At 67.8% G+C, this 16,454-nt stretch carries 14 protein-coding genes and 1 tRNA gene; 2 read left to right on the forward strand and 13 right to left on the reverse strand.

Annotated elements, in window-relative coordinates; genetic code table 11:
• Nucleotides 1–6 precede the first annotated feature (6 nt).
• From E3O06_RS01260 to E3O06_RS01295, 8 genes are all read right to left on the reverse strand, one after another.
• Nucleotides 7–1,071 (reverse strand): M23 family metallopeptidase, encoded by a 1,065-nt coding sequence (locus E3O06_RS01260; protein ID WP_134501206.1) that lies wholly within the window; start codon nucleotides 1,069–1,071, stop codon nucleotides 7–9.
• A 302-nt stretch (nucleotides 1,072–1,373) separates the two neighbouring features.
• Entirely contained in the window at nucleotides 1,374–2,201 is an 828-nt protein-coding gene (locus tag E3O06_RS01265) for an inositol monophosphatase family protein (RefSeq protein WP_134501207.1), read from the reverse strand.
• An 80-nt stretch (nucleotides 2,202–2,281) separates the two neighbouring features.
• Nucleotides 2,282–2,366, reverse strand: a tRNA-Tyr gene (locus E3O06_RS01270).
• 113 nt (nucleotides 2,367–2,479) lie between these two features.
• Nucleotides 2,480–4,393, reverse strand: coding sequence for an efflux RND transporter periplasmic adaptor subunit (locus E3O06_RS01275; RefSeq protein WP_134501208.1), 1,914 nt, complete (start codon nucleotides 4,391–4,393; stop codon nucleotides 2,480–2,482).
• Entirely contained in the window at nucleotides 4,386–5,222 is an 837-nt protein-coding gene (locus E3O06_RS01280) for a DUF5666 domain-containing protein (RefSeq protein WP_166788054.1), read from the reverse strand. Before E3O06_RS01280 ends, E3O06_RS01275 begins: the two co-directional genes overlap by 8 nt.
• Before the next feature lie 73 nt (nucleotides 5,223–5,295).
• Nucleotides 5,296–6,528 carry an ABC transporter permease gene (locus tag E3O06_RS01285; RefSeq protein ID WP_134501210.1) on the reverse strand — a complete coding sequence of 411 codons (1,233 nt, stop codon included), beginning with the start codon at nucleotides 6,526–6,528 and terminating at the stop codon, nucleotides 5,296–5,298.
• A complete protein-coding gene (locus E3O06_RS01290; protein ID WP_134501211.1) occupies nucleotides 6,525–7,244 on the reverse strand; it encodes an ABC transporter ATP-binding protein in 720 nt (239 codons plus the stop codon). Before E3O06_RS01290 ends, E3O06_RS01285 begins: the two co-directional genes overlap by 4 nt.
• Nucleotides 7,237–8,466, reverse strand: a complete 1,230-nt coding sequence (locus E3O06_RS01295) for an efflux RND transporter periplasmic adaptor subunit (protein ID WP_241979790.1) — start codon at nucleotides 8,464–8,466, stop codon at nucleotides 7,237–7,239. Before E3O06_RS01295 ends, E3O06_RS01290 begins: the two co-directional genes overlap by 8 nt.
• A 126-nt stretch (nucleotides 8,467–8,592) precedes the next feature.
• Here E3O06_RS01295 and E3O06_RS01300 point away from each other — a divergent pair, with 126 nt between their 5' ends.
• The gene (locus E3O06_RS01300; protein ID WP_092106423.1) at nucleotides 8,593–9,081 is read left to right on the forward strand and encodes a YajQ family cyclic di-GMP-binding protein; all 489 of its coding nucleotides are present in this window, start codon (nucleotides 8,593–8,595) and stop codon (nucleotides 9,079–9,081) included.
• A gap of 142 nt (nucleotides 9,082–9,223) precedes the next feature.
• Here E3O06_RS01300 and E3O06_RS01305 read toward each other — a convergent pair whose 3' ends face one another.
• From E3O06_RS01305 to ubiE, 3 genes are read right to left on the reverse strand one after another with little or no spacing between them, the layout of a single operon-like run.
• The gene (locus tag E3O06_RS01305) at nucleotides 9,224–10,606 is read right to left on the reverse strand and encodes an FAD-dependent oxidoreductase (protein ID WP_134501212.1); all 1,383 of its coding nucleotides are present in this window, start codon (nucleotides 10,604–10,606) and stop codon (nucleotides 9,224–9,226) included.
• 59 nt (nucleotides 10,607–10,665) lie between these two features.
• On the reverse strand, nucleotides 10,666–11,736 hold the full coding sequence (locus E3O06_RS01310; RefSeq protein ID WP_241979791.1) for a polyprenyl synthetase family protein: 1,071 nt from the start codon (nucleotides 11,734–11,736) through the stop codon (nucleotides 10,666–10,668).
• 22 nt (nucleotides 11,737–11,758) lie between these two features.
• Complete coding sequence (ubiE, locus tag E3O06_RS01315) at nucleotides 11,759–12,460, reverse strand: bifunctional demethylmenaquinone methyltransferase/2-methoxy-6-polyprenyl-1,4-benzoquinol methylase UbiE (protein WP_134501213.1); 702 nt, start codon at nucleotides 12,458–12,460, stop codon at nucleotides 11,759–11,761.
• Nucleotides 12,461–12,560: 100 nt separating this feature from the next.
• Between ubiE and E3O06_RS01320 the strand changes: the two genes are divergently transcribed.
• Nucleotides 12,561–13,802: an isochorismate synthase gene (locus E3O06_RS01320; protein ID WP_420898857.1), complete on the forward strand. Its 1,242-nt coding sequence runs from the start codon at nucleotides 12,561–12,563 to the stop codon at nucleotides 13,800–13,802.
• A gap of 8 nt (nucleotides 13,803–13,810) precedes the next feature.
• On the opposite strand, the gene E3O06_RS01325 is transcribed toward E3O06_RS01320, so the two are convergent.
• Both E3O06_RS01325 and E3O06_RS01330 read right to left on the reverse strand, forming a co-directional pair.
• Nucleotides 13,811–15,316: a 2Fe-2S iron-sulfur cluster-binding protein gene (locus tag E3O06_RS01325; RefSeq protein WP_134501214.1), complete on the reverse strand. Its 1,506-nt coding sequence runs from the start codon at nucleotides 15,314–15,316 to the stop codon at nucleotides 13,811–13,813.
• Complete coding sequence (locus tag E3O06_RS01330; RefSeq protein WP_134501215.1) at nucleotides 15,313–16,308, reverse strand: FAD:protein FMN transferase; 996 nt, start codon at nucleotides 16,306–16,308, stop codon at nucleotides 15,313–15,315. The genes E3O06_RS01325 and E3O06_RS01330 overlap by 4 nt, the downstream gene beginning before the upstream one ends.
• Nucleotides 16,309–16,454 lie beyond the last annotated feature (146 nt).

Genomic DNA, 16,454 nt, shown 5'->3' on the forward strand with positions numbered 1-16,454 from the left:
CACCGGCTAGTTCGTGTTGGCGTAGAGCCAGGCGAGCGGGTCGATCTTGGTGCCGTCCTTGCCGCCGATTCGGATGTCCAGGTGGAGGTGCGGGCCGGTCGACATTCCAGTGCTGCCGGTCTTGCCGATGACCTGGCCGACCTTGACCACGTCGCCCTCCTTGAAGAGCATCGATCCGTGGATCATGTGCGCGTAGACGGTCGTGACGAGCTCGCCGTTGATCATATGATCGATCATCATGTGCACGCCGAGGCTGGCCTCGCCGTCTTCGGCGTAGCTGACCACGCCGTCGGCGATGGCCTGGATCGGTGCGCCGACGCCCGGGTTGAAGTCCTGGCCACCGTGGTTGGCCGAGCATCCGGCGCAGTTGCGCGGGCCGAAGCGGTCGCCGATGTGCACACCGACGGCGAACGGCCACTGGATGGTGCCATTCGGATTATTAGTGAAGGTATCTTCCAAACGGATGCCGCTCGCCGCGGCCACCTCGGCGACGGTGCTCGACTCATAGCCGTCGCGCTCGACGGTGACGGTGTCGCCGCCGGCCAGATCCATGCTCTGCGCCTCGTCGGCCGGCAGAACCCGCTGGGCTTCCAGAGCGGATGCCTGCACGTCCTGCGAGGAGAGCAGCGCCTCCGCCGGAAGAGACGTAGCCACGGCCATCAGTGCTACGAACGACATGGCGAGGATCGAGGCGCCCTTGGCGGCCCGCTTGCGCATGGTGCCGCCGAGCGGGCGGGCTCGGGGCGCGCGGCGGGGCAGCGACTCGGCCGGAACGAATTTACGGGCTGGAGCAAAGGTCTCGCCGGGCTTTTGTTCGATGCGCTGGCGGCGGCGCGGGCGGTCTCCGGCGGCAGGAATCACCGTTGGGATTGACTGGGCGATGCCGGGAGTCAGGAGCTTCTCGTAGTCGGTGGGCTCGGCGTCGGCGATCGGCAGGGCGGCAACGATACGGTCGGTCTCCGTGACGACGGCCGGCTCGAGGTCGGGTTCGGTCAGATCGGAGGCGACGATCAGGTCGGCGGCGGGGCTGAGTCGAACAACGTCAACAACGTCGTCATCAACCGGAGCCACTTCAGAAAAGGCTACGCGCTCACGTTCGCGCAATTCGCGACGAGTAAGGGCTGCCGGTTCAGCTGGGGGAAATACGGTGCCGTCACTCTCACCGGACACGGAGGTGTCCAAGGATGGAGTGTGACGTGACAAAGTGCAGCTTTCGGCGTGGCGGACGGGGTCGGGTACTCGTTCTGGATAACGCCAAAAGACGACAAGCCAATATAACGAATTGATTAAGGATAACCCGCGACCCTGAGAATACCAGATGAAAGCGACCGATCACACCCAAACGGGGGTAAGTGGGCGAAGCCCCACTCGGCTTACGGGCCAACCGGGAAGCGTTCGAACAGCCCGGCCAGCACCGGTTCAAACTGCTCGTAGAGGCCGGGAGCGGCGGCGATGAGCAGGTCGTGACCCTCGGCATCCGCTCGTAGAGCGCCGACCCGCGCGCCAGCCTCGCGGGCGATCAGGGCGCCGGCGGCGTGGTCCCACGGGTTGAGGCCGCGTTCAAAATAGAGGTCGAGTCGCCCGCAGGCGACCGAGCACAGGTCGAGAGCTGCCGAACCGATCCGACGGATGTCCCGCACCTGGCCGATGAGACCGCCCACGACGTTCGCCTGCCACACCCGCCGGGTCGCCTCGTAACCGAAGCCGGTGCCGGCGAGGGCCAGGGAGAGCGGAACGTCGTGGTTGACGTGCAGGCGTTTGTCGCCCAGCCACGCACCCGAACCGTCGGATGCGGTGAAAACCTCGCCGAGGGCGGGGTTGACGACCGCGCCGGCGAGGGCGTTCCAGCTGGCCGGGTCGGGGTCACCCTGCACAACGGCGATGCTGACGGCGTAGAACGGGATGCCATAGAGGTAGTTGACGGTGCCGTCGATGGGGTCCACCACCCAGGTGAGTCCGCTCGTGCCGCTGGTCGCGTCGGATTCCTCGCCGTAGAAGCCGTCGTTCGGGCGGGCATCGGCGAGCAGGTCGCGGATGAGCAGCTCGACCTCTCGGTCGGCCGCGGTGACGATGTCTTCGGGCGACGACTTCGAGGCGGCGATCTCAACCCCCTCCGCGCGGCGACGGTGGGCGAGGGCGCCGGCGGTGAGGGCGATGGTGCGAGCGAGGTCGAGCAGCTCGGTCGGGGCAGGATGCGTCATGCCCTCACGCTACAGGCAGGGCCTTAACCAGAACAGGCAGGCCCGCGGGCCTGCCTGTTGCTTCTGAACTGCTCTTCTGCTGGTGGCGAGTGCGAGGTTCGAACTCACGAAGGCTACGCCGTCTGATTTACAGTCAGATCCCTTTGGCCGCTTGGGTAACTCGCCAGACGCTCCCGACCAGGTGTAATCACTTGACCGGAGACGCGGGGTTAACAATACAAGATGAAACGCCTCACCGAGAAATCAGCGGGTGCCGGAGTCTCGGTGAGGCGCATCCGCTATCCGGCGGGCGGGCCGCCCATGCCGGCTGGCGGGGTGCGCAGCTCGGTCGACGTCTCGCCGCCGAGTCCGCTGAGGCCGCCGTCGGTTTCGGTATCGGTGCTCGCGATGGCGGCGTTTAGATCCGCCAGAATCACCTGGTCACCGGAGTCGATTCCCGAGGTGATCTCGGTCAGTTCGGAGCCGACCGCACCGACCGTGACCTCGACGCTCGTGGAGACTCCGTTCTCGAGCAGGTCGACCGTGCAGGTCGAGTCGGCCAGATGCACGGCCGAGGTCGGCACGGTGAGAACCTCGTCGAGGCTGGCCACCGCCACGGTCACCGCGGCCGAAGCGCCGTTCAGCAAAGCCGGGTCGGTGCTCTCGAGTGCGATCTGCACCGTGTACGACGGCGTGGACGACGTCGAAACATTTAGCATGCCGATCGAGCTGACTGTTCCGGCCAGCTCACCGTCCGCGCTCGAGACGGCGACTGCGGCGCTCTGGCCGACGGCGACCCCGGCAATGTCGGTGAGCGAGACCGTCGTGCTCACGACGAAGCCGTTGTCGCCGATGACCGTGATCACGGCGGTCGACGACGACGACGACGACGAGACGGTGTCACCGACCGCGAGATCGACGGACGCGACGGTGCCGGCGATGGGGCTGGTCAGCGTGGCAAACGTGAGGTTGCGCTCGGCGATGGCGAGCTCGGCGACGGCTGCGTCGATCGTGGCCTGGTCGGCCACAATGGTTTCGGCTGAGGCCACGGTCGCGGTCGCGCCGCCCGCGGCAGCGCCGGCGCCCGATACAGCGGCAGCGGATGTCGCGGCCCCGCCGGTTGCCGAGACCGCGGTTGTGCCCGAGGTCTCGCTGTCGTCAGGAGCTGCCGTCGTAGTTGCCGCCGCGGACGGAATTGTGCTGGTCGATCCGCTCGCACCGACGACCGCTTTCTGCAGGGCGCTGACAGATTGGTTCAGGTCGTCGACGAGCGTGAGCACTTCGGCCTGGGCCTCATCGGTCGTGGTCTGGCCGGCGAGCACGGCGGTGATGGCGCTCTGGCAGTCGGCGAGGGCCAGTTTCGCTGCCGCGAGTTTCTCCGCGGCGGTCAGGGGCGCCGTCGGCTCCTCGGTCGTTTCGCTGGTCGATTCGCTGGTCGATTCGCTGGTGACCGCGTCGACAGACGCGTCTGCGGTGTCGGCGGCAGTCTCGTTCGCAGCGGCGTCTTCGAGTGCAGCCTCGAGGAAGGGCAGGCACACGTCGGTCGTCGCCGTGATGGCGTCTTCGGTCGTGGCGAGCGCGGTCACGGCCGTGTCGTACTGGGCGAGCAGGGCGGCCTGTGCGGCGCGGACCGCCTTGACGGCGTCCGTCACGGCGGCTGAGCTCGCACCGCTCGACGCGCCGGTCGATCCGGACGTCGTTCCCGAGGCCGCAGCCGACCCTGTACTCGCCGCGACGGACGTCGTTGCGGTGGCGGCGGCATCCGTTGTGGACGTTGTCGATGTCGTCGTCTGCGATTCGAGGTCGCTCGCCAGCGTCTCCCGGGCCGCCGAGACGTTCGCCTGGGCCTCGTCGATGGCGTCATTCAGGCTCGACACCTCGAGGGTGGCGAGGGTCTGCCCGGCGGTCACCGTGTCGCGCAGGCTCACGGCGACGCCGCTCACTGTGCCGGCGACCGAGAAGGATGCGTCGCTGCGGCTGGCCGAGGCCAGCGTTCCGACCAGGTCAAGCGATTCACTGACCGAACCGAGCGCGGCCGCGACCGTGCGGTAGTCACCGCCCTCGGTGCGGGTCATGGCGTAGGCCACGCCGCCGCCCGAAGCGACGAGCACCGCGGTGACCGTTCCCACGGCGAGCAGGCGTCGGCGCTTCTGCCGGGTAGCCCGCAGCGTTTTGGCGGATGGCTGGCTATTCGCAGCGGATGCTTTACTCATTTGCCGCGCCTCCCATGCGGCCTCCGGGGCCGGCCATGGCGCTCACGCAGCCGTCGTCGCCGGCCACGGAGAGGAAAATCGCGGTAGCCGCGAAGGATCCGCTGTCGTCAGCCTCGCCCTGGGCCGTCGCGCACAGGCCGACCGTTATGGCTGACGAATCAGAAGCGGATGTCGCGGCATAGCTGGTCGTGTCGTCGACCGTGACGGTTTCGTTCGCCGCGGTGCCGTCAGCGTCGGTCGAGTCAACCGTGATGCTGGTCGCGGTGACCGCGGTGACCAGGCCGCTCGTGCGGGAACCGAAGCCGCCGGCATCCGTTGGCATATCGGTGGGCATGCCAGTGGGGGCGGTTCCGTCGGCGCCGCTGGGCAGGTCGGTGGGCGGCGTGCCGCCGCCGGGCATTCCCTCGCCCATTCCGCCCAGACCCGTTGCGCAGGCCCCGTCAACCGCAGCGGCGACGGCGACGGTGGTCGCCACGGTCGCGGCATCCGTTCCGTCGGCCGCTGCCGCGCTGGCGACATTCACGCACTGGCCGACGGTGACGTCGCTGAGTGCCGCGGCGAGCGTCGAGGTGAAGGTCGTGGCCGTCGTGTAGGTCACCGCGGTCTGGGATTCGCTGTCTTGCAGCTGAAAGCTCAGGTCCGACACGGCCGCGATCTCCCCTGTCACGCCGGGCGCGACCCGTGTCTGCTGGGTGTCGGTGCTGGTGGCAGCCTCGGTGGAGCGGATGCTTTCGGTCGTGGCCGTGGCCGCGCAGCCCGAGAACAGCAGCACGCCGCCGAGGGCGATCGTTCCACCGAGAAGAGCTGCGCGGCGATTGAGTGTCAACATGAAGGTGGTCTCGTTTCGTTCGGAAAGATGGGTGGAGTTGTTCACTGCGCTGTTCCTATTCACTGCGCAGCACCTACTCGCTGCGCAGTGCATCAATGGGCGCGAGGCGGGCGGCCCGGGTGGCCGGGTAGACGCCGAAGCTCACGCCGATCACGATGGCGACGCCGATCGAGAGCCCGACCGCGGCCGGCGAGACGACGATCGAACTGCCGATCACTCCCGGCAGCACCAGGGCCGCGGTGACCCCGAGTATCGCGCCGAGCAGTCCGCCGCTGAGGCCGAGGATGGCCGCCTCGATCAAAAACTGGCGACGGATGGCACCCGGTGGCGCTCCGAGGGCCTTGCGCAGGCCGATCTCACGGGTGCGCTCAGAGACCGACACGAGCATGATGTTCATGACCCCGATGCCGCCGACGAGCAGGGACAGCCCGGCTACGCCGGTGAGCAGAATGGTGAGGGTTTCGTAGACGGCCGTGGCGGTGCTGACCAGGGCGTCCTGGCTGCTGATGGTGAAGTCGGCCGCGGTGCTGTCGGTGATCGAGTGCAGGTTCAGCAGCAGGGTTTCGGCCTCCTGGTAGGCGGCGGAGAGCTGCCCGTCGCTGGCGGCCTGCAGGTAGATGGTGGACACGGCGGCGCTCTCGGTGCCGCCGACGAGCACGCTCGCCGCGGTGGAGAACGGCACGATCGCCAGGTCGTCGAGGTTGTCTGATGAGTCCGACCCGGCCGAGTCGAGCACGCCGATCACCTGGAAGGTCTTGTCGCTGATCACGACGGATTGGCCGACCACCCGCTGGGTGCCGAACAGCTCGTCGGCGGTCTCCGAGCCGAGCACAACGACGGCGGCGGAGGTCTCCTCATCCTCGGCGCTGATGAATTCACCAGTGCTCAGGGTGCGGGCGCGCACGTCGAGCCAGGACGTGGTGGTTCCGGTGACGGAGGTCGTCCAGTTCGTGTCGTTCGCTTCGAGCGACAGAGACGTGGTCTTTTCGGCGGCGACCCCGGAGATGTCGGGGGCGTTGACGGTCGACGCGAGCGCCTCGGCATCCGCTATGGTCAGCGTCGAGCTCGAGCCGAAACCGCCACGCACGCCTGCGGTGTCGGTGCTGCTGCCGGGGGCGACGATCAGCAGGTTGCTGCCGAGGGAGCTGATCTGCGCGCTGACGTCTTTCTGGGTGCCGAGGCCGAGGCCCACGGTGAGAATGACGGCGGCGATTCCGATCAGGATGCCCAGCACGGTCAGGGCCGAGCGCAGCGCGTGCGAGTAGACGGCGCTCCAGCTGGTACGCAGCGATTCAAGCCAGCTCATGCGGCGACGTCCTCGTTCAACTCGTCGCGCAGGATTTCGCCGTCGCGCACCCAGACGACGCGGGCGGCGCGGCGGGCGACCTCGAGTTCGTGCGTGATGAGCACGATGGTGCGGCCGCGAGCGTGCAGTTCGTCGAACAGGGCGAGCACGTCCTGGGTCGACACCGAGTCGAGGTTTCCGGTCGGTTCGTCGGCCAAAATCATGGTCGGCTCACCGACCAGGGCGCGGGCCACCGCCACGCGTTGCTGCTGTCCGCCGGAGAGCTCGCCGGGCCGGTTGTCGAACCGGTCGCCTAGCCCCACGCGTTCCAGGGATTGTTCGGCACGCAGCTTGCGCTCGTGCCGCGGCACTCCCCCGTAGATGAGCGGTAATTCCACGTTGCGCCAGGCCGGCAGCGACGAGAGCAGGTTGAATCCCTGAAAGACGAACCCGATCTGACGGTTGCGAATCTCGGCGAGTTCGACCTCGTCGAGGTCGTTCACGTCGGTGCCGCCGAGGCGGTATTCGCCGCGGGTGAGGGTGTCGAGGCAGCCGAGAACGTTCATGATCGTGGATTTTCCCGACCCCGACGGCCCCATGATGGCGACGTATTCGCCCGCGTGAATGGCCAGGTCGATGCCCTTGAGGGCTTCGAATTCGATGCTGCCGGAACGGTAGGTCTTGCCGGCACCGCGCAATTCGATCACGGGGGCATCCGTTGTCGTCGGGTCAATCATTGTTCATGCCTCCGGGCATCTGGCCGGCCGGGAAGTCGCCGGTGGGCATCTCCCCGCCGGGGAAGTTGCCCGTGCGGTCGGTGCCGGTCGTGCCGGCATTACCGCTGCCGGGGGTGAAGGTGGCCACGACGACCTCATCGCCCTCGGCGAGCCCCTCGGTGATCTCGGTGAGGTTGCCGGCCGTGGCACCGACGGTGACCGGTGTGGACACCTCCGTGCCGTCGGCGTTCTTCACCGTCACAACGGATGCCCCATCCACGCTGGTCACCGCGGCGCTGGCCACGGTGAGCACGTCGGTGCGGCGCTCGTAGACGATCGCCGCGGTCACGGCGACGCCGTCATAGAGGCCCTCGGCAGTTCCAGTGACAACGACGACGACCGGATAGGCGGCGACACCCGTGGTGGTGGACGGCAGCAGGCCGATCTCGGAGACGGTTCCGAAGAAGGCGGTTCCATCGTCGAGGGAGAGTTCGACCTGGTCGTTCGCCGCGATGAGGGCGGCATTCGCTTCACCGACCGTGAGGTTCACGGTCCAGGAGTCGGTGCCGACGATCGTGAACGCGGCAGTGCTGGCGGTGGTCGTGGCGCCGGCGCCGGCCGCCGCGGTTCCGCCAGCTGCTGCACCGGTTGAGGTGCTGGTGCCCGCCGAGATGACATCTCCCACGGCCACGTTCACGACGGTGACGACCCCGGCGACCGGGGCGGTGAGGGTGACGGCGCTCTGGGCGGCCACGGCATCGTCGACTCCGTTCTGCGCGGTCGTGACGCTCGCGGTGTTGGCGGCGATCTGGGCCAGGTCGGCCGTGCTGCCGTCACTGGCATCCTGGCTGTCCGTCAGCTTGGCCGCGGCGCTCGCGAGGGTCGCCCGTGCCGCGAGCAGGTCGGCGTCGACGGTGAGGGTGTCGACGGTGGCGAGCAGGTCACCGGCCGCGACGACCGTTCCGGCGATCACGCTGACCCCGGTGACCGTTCCGGAGGCGGCGAACGATACCTCTTCCTGCACGGTCGGGGTGAGGGTTCCTGTGGCCGAAACGGTCTGTTCCATGGTCTCACGGCTTGCCGCCACGGTTTGGGTGACGGGGGTGGCCACGGCGCTCGTGGCCTGGGCGGCGATGGTCCACCAGACGCCGCCGCCGGCCAGGGCGAGCACGACGACCCCACTCAGCACCCACCAGCGGGCCTTCATGCTCCTGATGCGGGTGCGAAACTGTCTGAGTTTCATTGTTCTCCTCGTGTATTCGACACACTCTTGCCCGTGCCACTAGGGCGAACCTAAGCAAGCCGTCTATGCCGGAGGCATCCGTGGCCTATCAATTGGCTATGAGCGACTGTCAGATACCATGGGGGAATGGCAGATTCAACATTCGACATCGTCAGCAAGGTCGACCCGATGGAGGTCGACAACGCCCTCAACCAGGCGCACAAGGAAGTCGCCCAGCGCTACGACTTCAAGAACGTGGGAGCCTCGATCGCGATGAGCGGCGAGAAGGTGCTCATGAAGGCGAACACGGAGGAGCGCGTCAAGGCGATCCTCGAGGTGTTCGAGGCCAAGCTGATCAAGCGCGGCATTTCGCTGCGTAGCCTCGATGCCGGCGAGCCGTTCGCCTCCGGCAAGGAATACCGCATCGAAACGTCGATGAAGGCCGGAATCGACCAGGAGAACGCGAAGAAGATCAGCAAGATCATTCGCGACGAGGGCCCCAAGGGCGTCAAGAGCCAGATCCAGGGCGACGAACTGCGGGTCAGTTCGAAGAGCCGAGACGACCTGCAGGCCGTGATGGCACTGCTCAAGGGCAAGGACCTCGACGTGGCACTGCAGTTCACCAACTTCCGCTAGCGGCCCCGGTCCCCGGCGTCACAACGTCACCTTCTCGCCGCCGGGCCCACCATAGGAAACCGGGACCACGATAGATCATGGGCCCAGTTTCCGGGCCCGGGCCCGGAAAGGTAAACGCCCGGCGCAAGGACGCGGGCTGGCGCTACTCGGCGCGGGAGACCGCTACCATTTCGTCGCGGTCGACGACCTTGATGCGAGTGCGACCGGCGGCCTCGCCGAGCGCGAGCTCGTGCTGGTCGAGGTTGTGCCAGCCGTCGAGGCCGGTGTATTTCACGCCGCGCGCGTCGAGCAGCGCCACGATGCTCTCCTCCGACGGCGACTCGGGGCGCCACCAGTTGCCGAGGTCGTTGATCAGGTGCTTGATGGTCTCCATCGCATCGCTCTTGGTGTGGCCGATCAGGCCGACCGGTCCGCGTTTGATCCACCCGGTCGCGTAGACGCCGTACATCTGCTGGTTGAACAGCCCGCCGGTGCCGGCCGAGGGGTCGCGGCGCAGCACTTGCCCCTCGCGGTTGGGTATGACGCCGCGCTTCTTGTCGAAGGGCACGTCGGGTAATTCCGACCCGAAGTAGCCGACCGCCCGATACACGGCCTGCACCGGGATCTCGCGAATCTCGCCGGTGCCGACGACGCCGCCAGCGGCATCCGTTGCGGTGCGTTCCCACCGAAACGCGCCGACCCGGCCCGTGCCGTCATCGACGATCTCCACCGGTTTGGCGAAGAAGTGCAGGTGCAGGCGGCGACTGGCCGTACCCGTAGCGCGGGCGCGCCACTGGTTCAGCGTCTTGTCGATCACGAAGACCTGCTTGTTGCTCGCGACGGCGGCCTGCGCAGCCTCGTCGTAGTCGAAGTCCTCGTCGTAGACGATCATGTCCACGTCGTTCAGCTCGCCGACCTCGCGAAGTTCCAGCGGGGTGAATTTAACGGATGTCGGCCCGCGGCGTCCGAAAACGTGCACGTCGGTCACCGGTGACGCTTTGAGCCCGTCATAGACGTTCGCGGGAATCTCGGTCGACAGCAGGTCGTCGGCGTGCTTGATGAGCATGCGGGACACGTCGAGGGCCACGTTGCCGTTGCCGATCACGGCGATCTCACGCGCCCCGAGCGGCCAGGTGCGCGGCACGTCGGGGTGCCCATCGAACCAGCTGACGAAGTCGGCGGCGCCGTAGGAACCGAGAAGTGACGCGCCCGGAATATTCAGGTCGGCGTCCTGCACTGCGCCGGTCGCGAAGATGACCGCGTTGTAGTGCTTCTTGAGGTCGTCGAGGGTGACGTCCGCGCCGAAGCGCACGTTGCCGAACACTCGAATGTCACCGCTGTCGAGCACGCCGCGCAGTGCGGTGATGATGCCCTTGATGCGGGGGTGGTCGGGAGCGACGCCGTAACGCACGAGGCCGTACGGAGCCGGCAGGTGGTCGAACAGGTCGATCGAGACCTCAAAGTTGCGCTCGGACTTGAGCAGGATATCGGCGGCGTAGATGCCGGCCGGACCTGCGCCGACGATGGCCAGTCTCAATTTGGTCACTGAAGATTCCTTACTGGGCGAACCGTCGGGCCCAGGCCCTGGCCAGCTCTCGAATGGGTCTAGCTGGAGCGTTCGACGATGGACTCGGCAAATCGGGTGAGGGCTTTCTTGACCGAACCGTTCGGCAGCGGAGCGAGGGCAGCGACCGCGTCGCGGGCCCAGCCGTGTGCCTCGGCGAGGGTTTCGGCGGTGACGGCGTGCTCGCGCAGCGCGGTGATCGCCGCATCAGCGGCCTCGCCCTGCTCAGCACCGTCCGTCATGACGTCCCGTTCCAGCCGCTCCAGCAGATCAGCGGATGCCCCCTCGCTCGCGGCGCGTTCCCGCAGCCGAAGCAGCGGAAGGGTGACGACGCCGGCCCGGAGGTCTGTTCCCGGCACCTTGCCGGTCTCCTGCGGCTGCGGCGACAGGTCGAGCACGTCGTCGATGAGCTGAAAAGCCACGCCGATCTTCTCACCGAACTCCACGACGGGCTGCTCGTACTCGGCCGGGGCATTCGAGAACACCACACCGCCCTGGGCCGCCGCGGCGATGAGCGAACCGGTTTTGCCGGCGAGCACCTGAATGTAGTGTTCGACCGGGTCTGCACCGGCCCGCGGGCCGACCGTCTCCTGGAACTGGCCGAGCACGAGGCGCTCGAAGGTGGTCGCCTGCAGCTTGATGGCGCGTTCGCCGAGCCGGGCCATCAGCTGGCTGGCGCGGGCGAACAGCAGGTCGCCGGTGAGGATGGCGATCGAGTTTCCCCACACGGTTTGCGCGCTGGGAACCCCGCGGCGTTTGTCGGCGTCGTCCATGACGTCGTCGTGATAGAGCGAGGCGAGGTGGGTCAGTTCGATGGCCGTCGCCGCGGTGACCACATCGGGCACCACGCCGTCACCGAGGTGCGCGGTGAGCAGCGCGAGCATGGGACGCACCCGTTTGCCGCCGGCGTTGAGCAGGTAACGGCTGGTGACGGTGGCGATTTCGTTGGCGTAGACGAGCTCATCTATGAGTGCCGCCTCGACCTGTTCGATGCCGGCATCGATGTTCGCCGCCAGGCCGCGGTCGGCGGAGGTGGAGAAAATACGTTCGCCGAGGCCCGCCTGGCTGGTCACCGACGCGCTGCGTCGCGTCACGGGGGCTCTGGATTTCACGTAAGTCAGCCTATCGAGTCGGTCAGGGCTTGGTGCCGCGGTGCAGGGCCACGATGCCGAGCGTGAGATTGCGGTAGGCGACCTGGGAGTATCCGGCCGAGCGCAGCCATCCGCTCAGTACCGGCTGGGTCGGCCAGGCCGCGATGGATTCGCCGAGGTAGTCATAGGCTTCGGCGTTCGACGAGGCCAGCCGTACAACCCGCGGCATGACGTGGTTGAGGTAAGCGAAGTAGCTCTGGCGCACGAGGGTCAGCGGCGGTGTGGAGAACTCGCAGATGACGACGCGACCGCCGGGCTTGGTGACCCGGTAGAACTCGGCGAGGGCCTTCTTCGGTTCGACCACGTTGCGCAGCCCGAACGAGATCGTGACGGCGTCGAACTCGTTGTCTGTGAACGGCAGCGCGGTGGCGTCGGCCTGAACGAATTCGATGTTCGCGTTGTGCGCGTGCCGGGCCTGGCCGACCTCGATCATGCCGGCCGAGAAGTCGGCGGCGACGACGTGGGCGCCACTGTGGGCGAGGGCTGCGCTCGAGGTTCCGGTGCCGGCGGCGATATCGAGAATGCGTTCGCCCGCCTGCGGATTGACCGCCTTGGTCGTCGCGAGGCGCCAGAGCGACGCGTTGCCGACCGACAGCAGCGCATTCGTGCGGTCATAGTGGGCGGCGACCTCGTCGAACATGGCAGCCACCTGCGCGGGCCGTTTGTTCAGGTCTGCTCTATTCACCCCATCATTCTAGGATGCGCAGGCCGGCCAAACCTGCACGGTTACCGGGGACCGGATTCGCCTCGGTGCAGTGGCGCGGGCGTAGGCTACAGAAGTGAATGTGCAGGCCTTGACGGTCGAAACCTCCCCGATAGCCGATATCCGCCAACTGATCCTGCTGCTCGACGGCCGCGCGCCCTTGCTCTGGATGCGTCGCAACCAAGGGCTGGCCGGCATCGGCTGCGCGCTGCGGCTGGAATTTTCCGGCCCCACCCGCATGACGGATGCCGCGGCCGCGTGGAAACGGGTCGTCGCGCTGGCCACCGTGACCGACCCGCTCGCCCGCACCGGCACCGGACTGCTCGCTTTCGGCGCGTTCGCTTTCGACGAGTCCTCCGCGCAGACCAGCGTGCTGATCGTGCCCGAGATCATCGTGGGCCGCGAAGACGGCCAGTGCTGGGTGACCCGCATCTGGGCGACCGGGCAGGGCGCCCCGGAGCACGGGGCGGCGCAGAACCCGCTGGTGCTGCATCCGCTCGGCGACGAGTATCGCATCGCGCTGCTGCCGGGCGCGCTGCCTCCGGACGACTTTCGCTCGGCGGTCAGCTCGGGCATCGAGCGCATTCGGGCCCAGCAGGTCAACAAGGTCGTGCTGGCCCGCGACCTGGTCGGCCGGGTGCCGGCCGAGTCCGACCTGCGCCGTGCGATCAGCAAGCTCGCGCTCGGCTATCCGGACTGCTGGACCTACGCTGTGGACGGCCTCATCGGGTCGAGCCCGGAGACCCTCATTCGCGCCGACCACGGTTCGGTCAATGCCCGCGTGCTCGCCGGCACGATCTCGCGCGGAGTGGATGCTGAGGACGACCGCGAAGCGGCCCTCACCCTCGCGACCTCCTCGAAGGACGGCGACGAGCACGAGTTCGCCGTGCAGAGCGTGCTCAAGTCGTTGCGTCCGCACACCTCGGTGCTCGCGACGAGCGAGATTCCCTTCACGGTGAAACTGCCGAACCTCTGGCACCTGGCGACCGATCTGGAGGGGACCCTGAGCGATGGGTCGACCTCCCTCGACCTGATCGCGGCGCTGCACCCGACGGCCGCAGTCGCCGGAACCCCCACCGACTCGGCCCTGAGCCTGATTCGCGAGCTCGAACCCTTCGACCGTGGTCGCTATGCCGGCCCGGTCGGCTGGGTCGGCGCCGACGGCGACGGCGAGTGGGCGATCGCCCTGCGCTGCGCCCAGGTCGCCCCGACCGGAGGCATCACGGCGTACGCCGGCTGCGGCATCGTGCTCGACTCCGACCCGGAGCGCGAGCTGGCCGAGACGAAGATGAAGTTCCGTCCCATAGTCGAGGCCTTCGGCTAGCCCGCTACCTAAATGTTTAACACGAGCGCCGGCGTCAGCGAGCGGGAGACGCAGGGGTACATCACCCCGAGGGCGTCCTTCTCCGTGTCATCGAGCACCGAGTCCAGGTGTTCGGGTCTGCCCTCGGCCACCCGCACCTCGCAGGTGCCGCAGATTCCCTTGCGACAGGAGCCGAGAATGGGCACGCCGTGGGATTCGAGCGCGTCGAGCAGGCTCTCCTCGGCTGCAACGGTGAATTCCAGATGGCTCTTGCGGCACGCGACCTGGATCGGTGCTGCCGGTCGGGCCATGCGCTCGAGTGGAACGAACCGCTCGAGGTGCAATCGTGCGGCCGGCACCCGTGCCGCCACCGCATTCAGGAGCGACTCCGGTCCGCAGCAGTAGATCTGGGCCGTCGACGGGCCGAGAATGACATCCAGGTCAAGCCCCCGCAGGTTCTCGTCGCTCGCGTGCACGATCATCCGCTGGGGGTACTGCGCCTCGAGTTCGGCCACGAAGGCCATAGTCTGTCGGCTGCGCCCGGCATAGACGAGCTTCCAGGCGCGCCCGGCCGGGAGCGACTGGATCATGGCCTTGATCGGCGTGATTCCGATGCCGCCAGCGATGAACAGATAGTCAGCGGCCGGTTCCAGCTCGAAATGGTTCATCGGCCCCGAGACGGACAGGCTCATTCCCGGAACGAGATTCTCATGAATCCACGAGCTGCCTCCCGCCGAATCCGCGGTACGCAAGACCGCCACGTCGTACTGGTTCCGGTTCGCCGGGTCGCCGCAGAGCGAGTACTGCTTCTGCAGGCCGCTCGGCAGGTGCAGCGTGATGTGCGAGCCCGGCGGCCAGACCGGCAGCACCCCCCAGTCCGGCAGTTCCAAACGGATGCCGACGATCCCGTCGGCGAGGCCGGTCGCGCTGGCTACGACCATGGTGCGCGGAATTGGTTGCAGCGGGGTCGAGGTGGGTGCGGCATCCGTTCGCCTGGCGGAGCCGCCGCGCCTGCCAGCGACGATGCGCAAGGTCACGGCGATCGCAGCGACCGAGATGAGCGTGATCGAGACGATTTTGTACCAGAGCGACCCCACGTCGGTGCCGCTGAACCCGGCGTGGAACGACACCAGCAGCAGGGTGGCGTAGCTGGCGTAGTGCAGGCCCTTCCAAAATTTTCGGGGCAGCCGCTTCAGCAGGAGCGAGGAGCCCTGCACCGCCACGAGCAGGTAGAAGGCGAGAATGCCGAGGGCGACCGGCAGCGGTTTGAACGCCGTGGCGAACGGCACGAGCACCTCGGCCGCGGTGAAGGACAACCAGGAATCGATCATGAGCGACACCATGTGCAAGCCGACCATGACGAGGGACGTACCGCCCAGATAGCCGTGCAGGTCTTGCAGCCAGGCCGGGTTGTCGACCCGGCGCATCACCCGGGTCGAGAGTAGGATTCCCCAGAGCACCGAGGCGGTCATGAGTGCCCAGGCGATCATGGCGCTCGCGCGCGAGACGTACCACCAGAGGTGCGGATCACTCATCGGTACAGGTTCCAGTTCTCGGAGGCCGCGAGGGCGCCCGTGTGATCGACGACCAGGCCCGCGGCACCGACGGTCGGCAGCCAGGCGAGATAGTCGGCGGTGGGCCGAAGAAATCCCGGTTTGGTGAGGGTTTCGGCGCGCGCACCGGTGGACGCGATGACCGACACGGTTTGAACCCGGGTGGCCGCACTGTCGCGGCTGCGAGGGTCGAGAAGGTGGTGATGTTCTCCGGCCGCCGTCGTGAAGCGGCGCTTGCGCTGGCTCGACGTGGCCAGTGCACCGGTGCCGAGCCGAACGATGGCACTGTGGCCGGCCGGATCGAACGGGTCCTCGACTCCCAGCCGCCAGGCCTGGCCGTCTGCCCCCTGCCCGGAGACCGCGATGTCGCCACCGATCTCGGCGAGCGCTCCCCAGGCACCCTCGTTCATGGCCAGTTCGCACACAAGGTCAGCGGCAAGGCCCTTACCGATGCCGCCGGCGTCCAGCGTCGTGCCGCGCGGCAGCCGCACCGTTGTTCCGTCAATTCGGATCCCGGCCAGGGCGCCCGGCGAACGCGCGCTCACCGGCAAGCGGGTCACCCGGCTCGGGGCGACCGTCGACGAGGAATACCCGGCCGCCAGCAGGTCGGGCAGCAGTGTGGGGTCGTAGTCGCCATGGGTCAGCTCGGCACCCGACAGCATGGCTCGGATGAGCCGCACGGTCAGCGGGTCGACGTCGACCTCACGCCCCTCGGCCCAGTTCAATCGCGTGATGTCACTGTCGTTCACGAATCGGCTCCAGAGCTGCTCGAGGCAGTCCGCGAGCGCGAACGTCGCATCGAGCAGGGCAGCGGATGCCCCCACCAAAGTGATTCCGCAGCTGCCGCCCATCAGCGGCACGCGACGGGAGAGCGATTCCGGCCGGGTCCCCGTTCCGGCATAGCCGGCCCGAACGGCGTCGCGGGCGATGGCCTGCGCGGTGAAGGTGCGCGGGGTGACGGTGCGCGGGGCCACGCTAGCCGCCGGACCCGCCGGACGAGGCCGCGACAGGCGCCTGAGCGGGTGCCGGCGCCGGCGCGGCTGGTGCGGCCGCTGGTGCAGGTGCTGGAGCAGCGGCAATCGGCGCGGCTGCCGCCGGTGCTGCTTCCGGCGCGGGCGCG

Origin of the sequence: Cryobacterium glaciale, assembly GCF_004402535.1 — a bacterium.
Lineage (GTDB): Bacteria > Actinomycetota > Actinomycetes > Actinomycetales > Microbacteriaceae > Cryobacterium > Cryobacterium glaciale.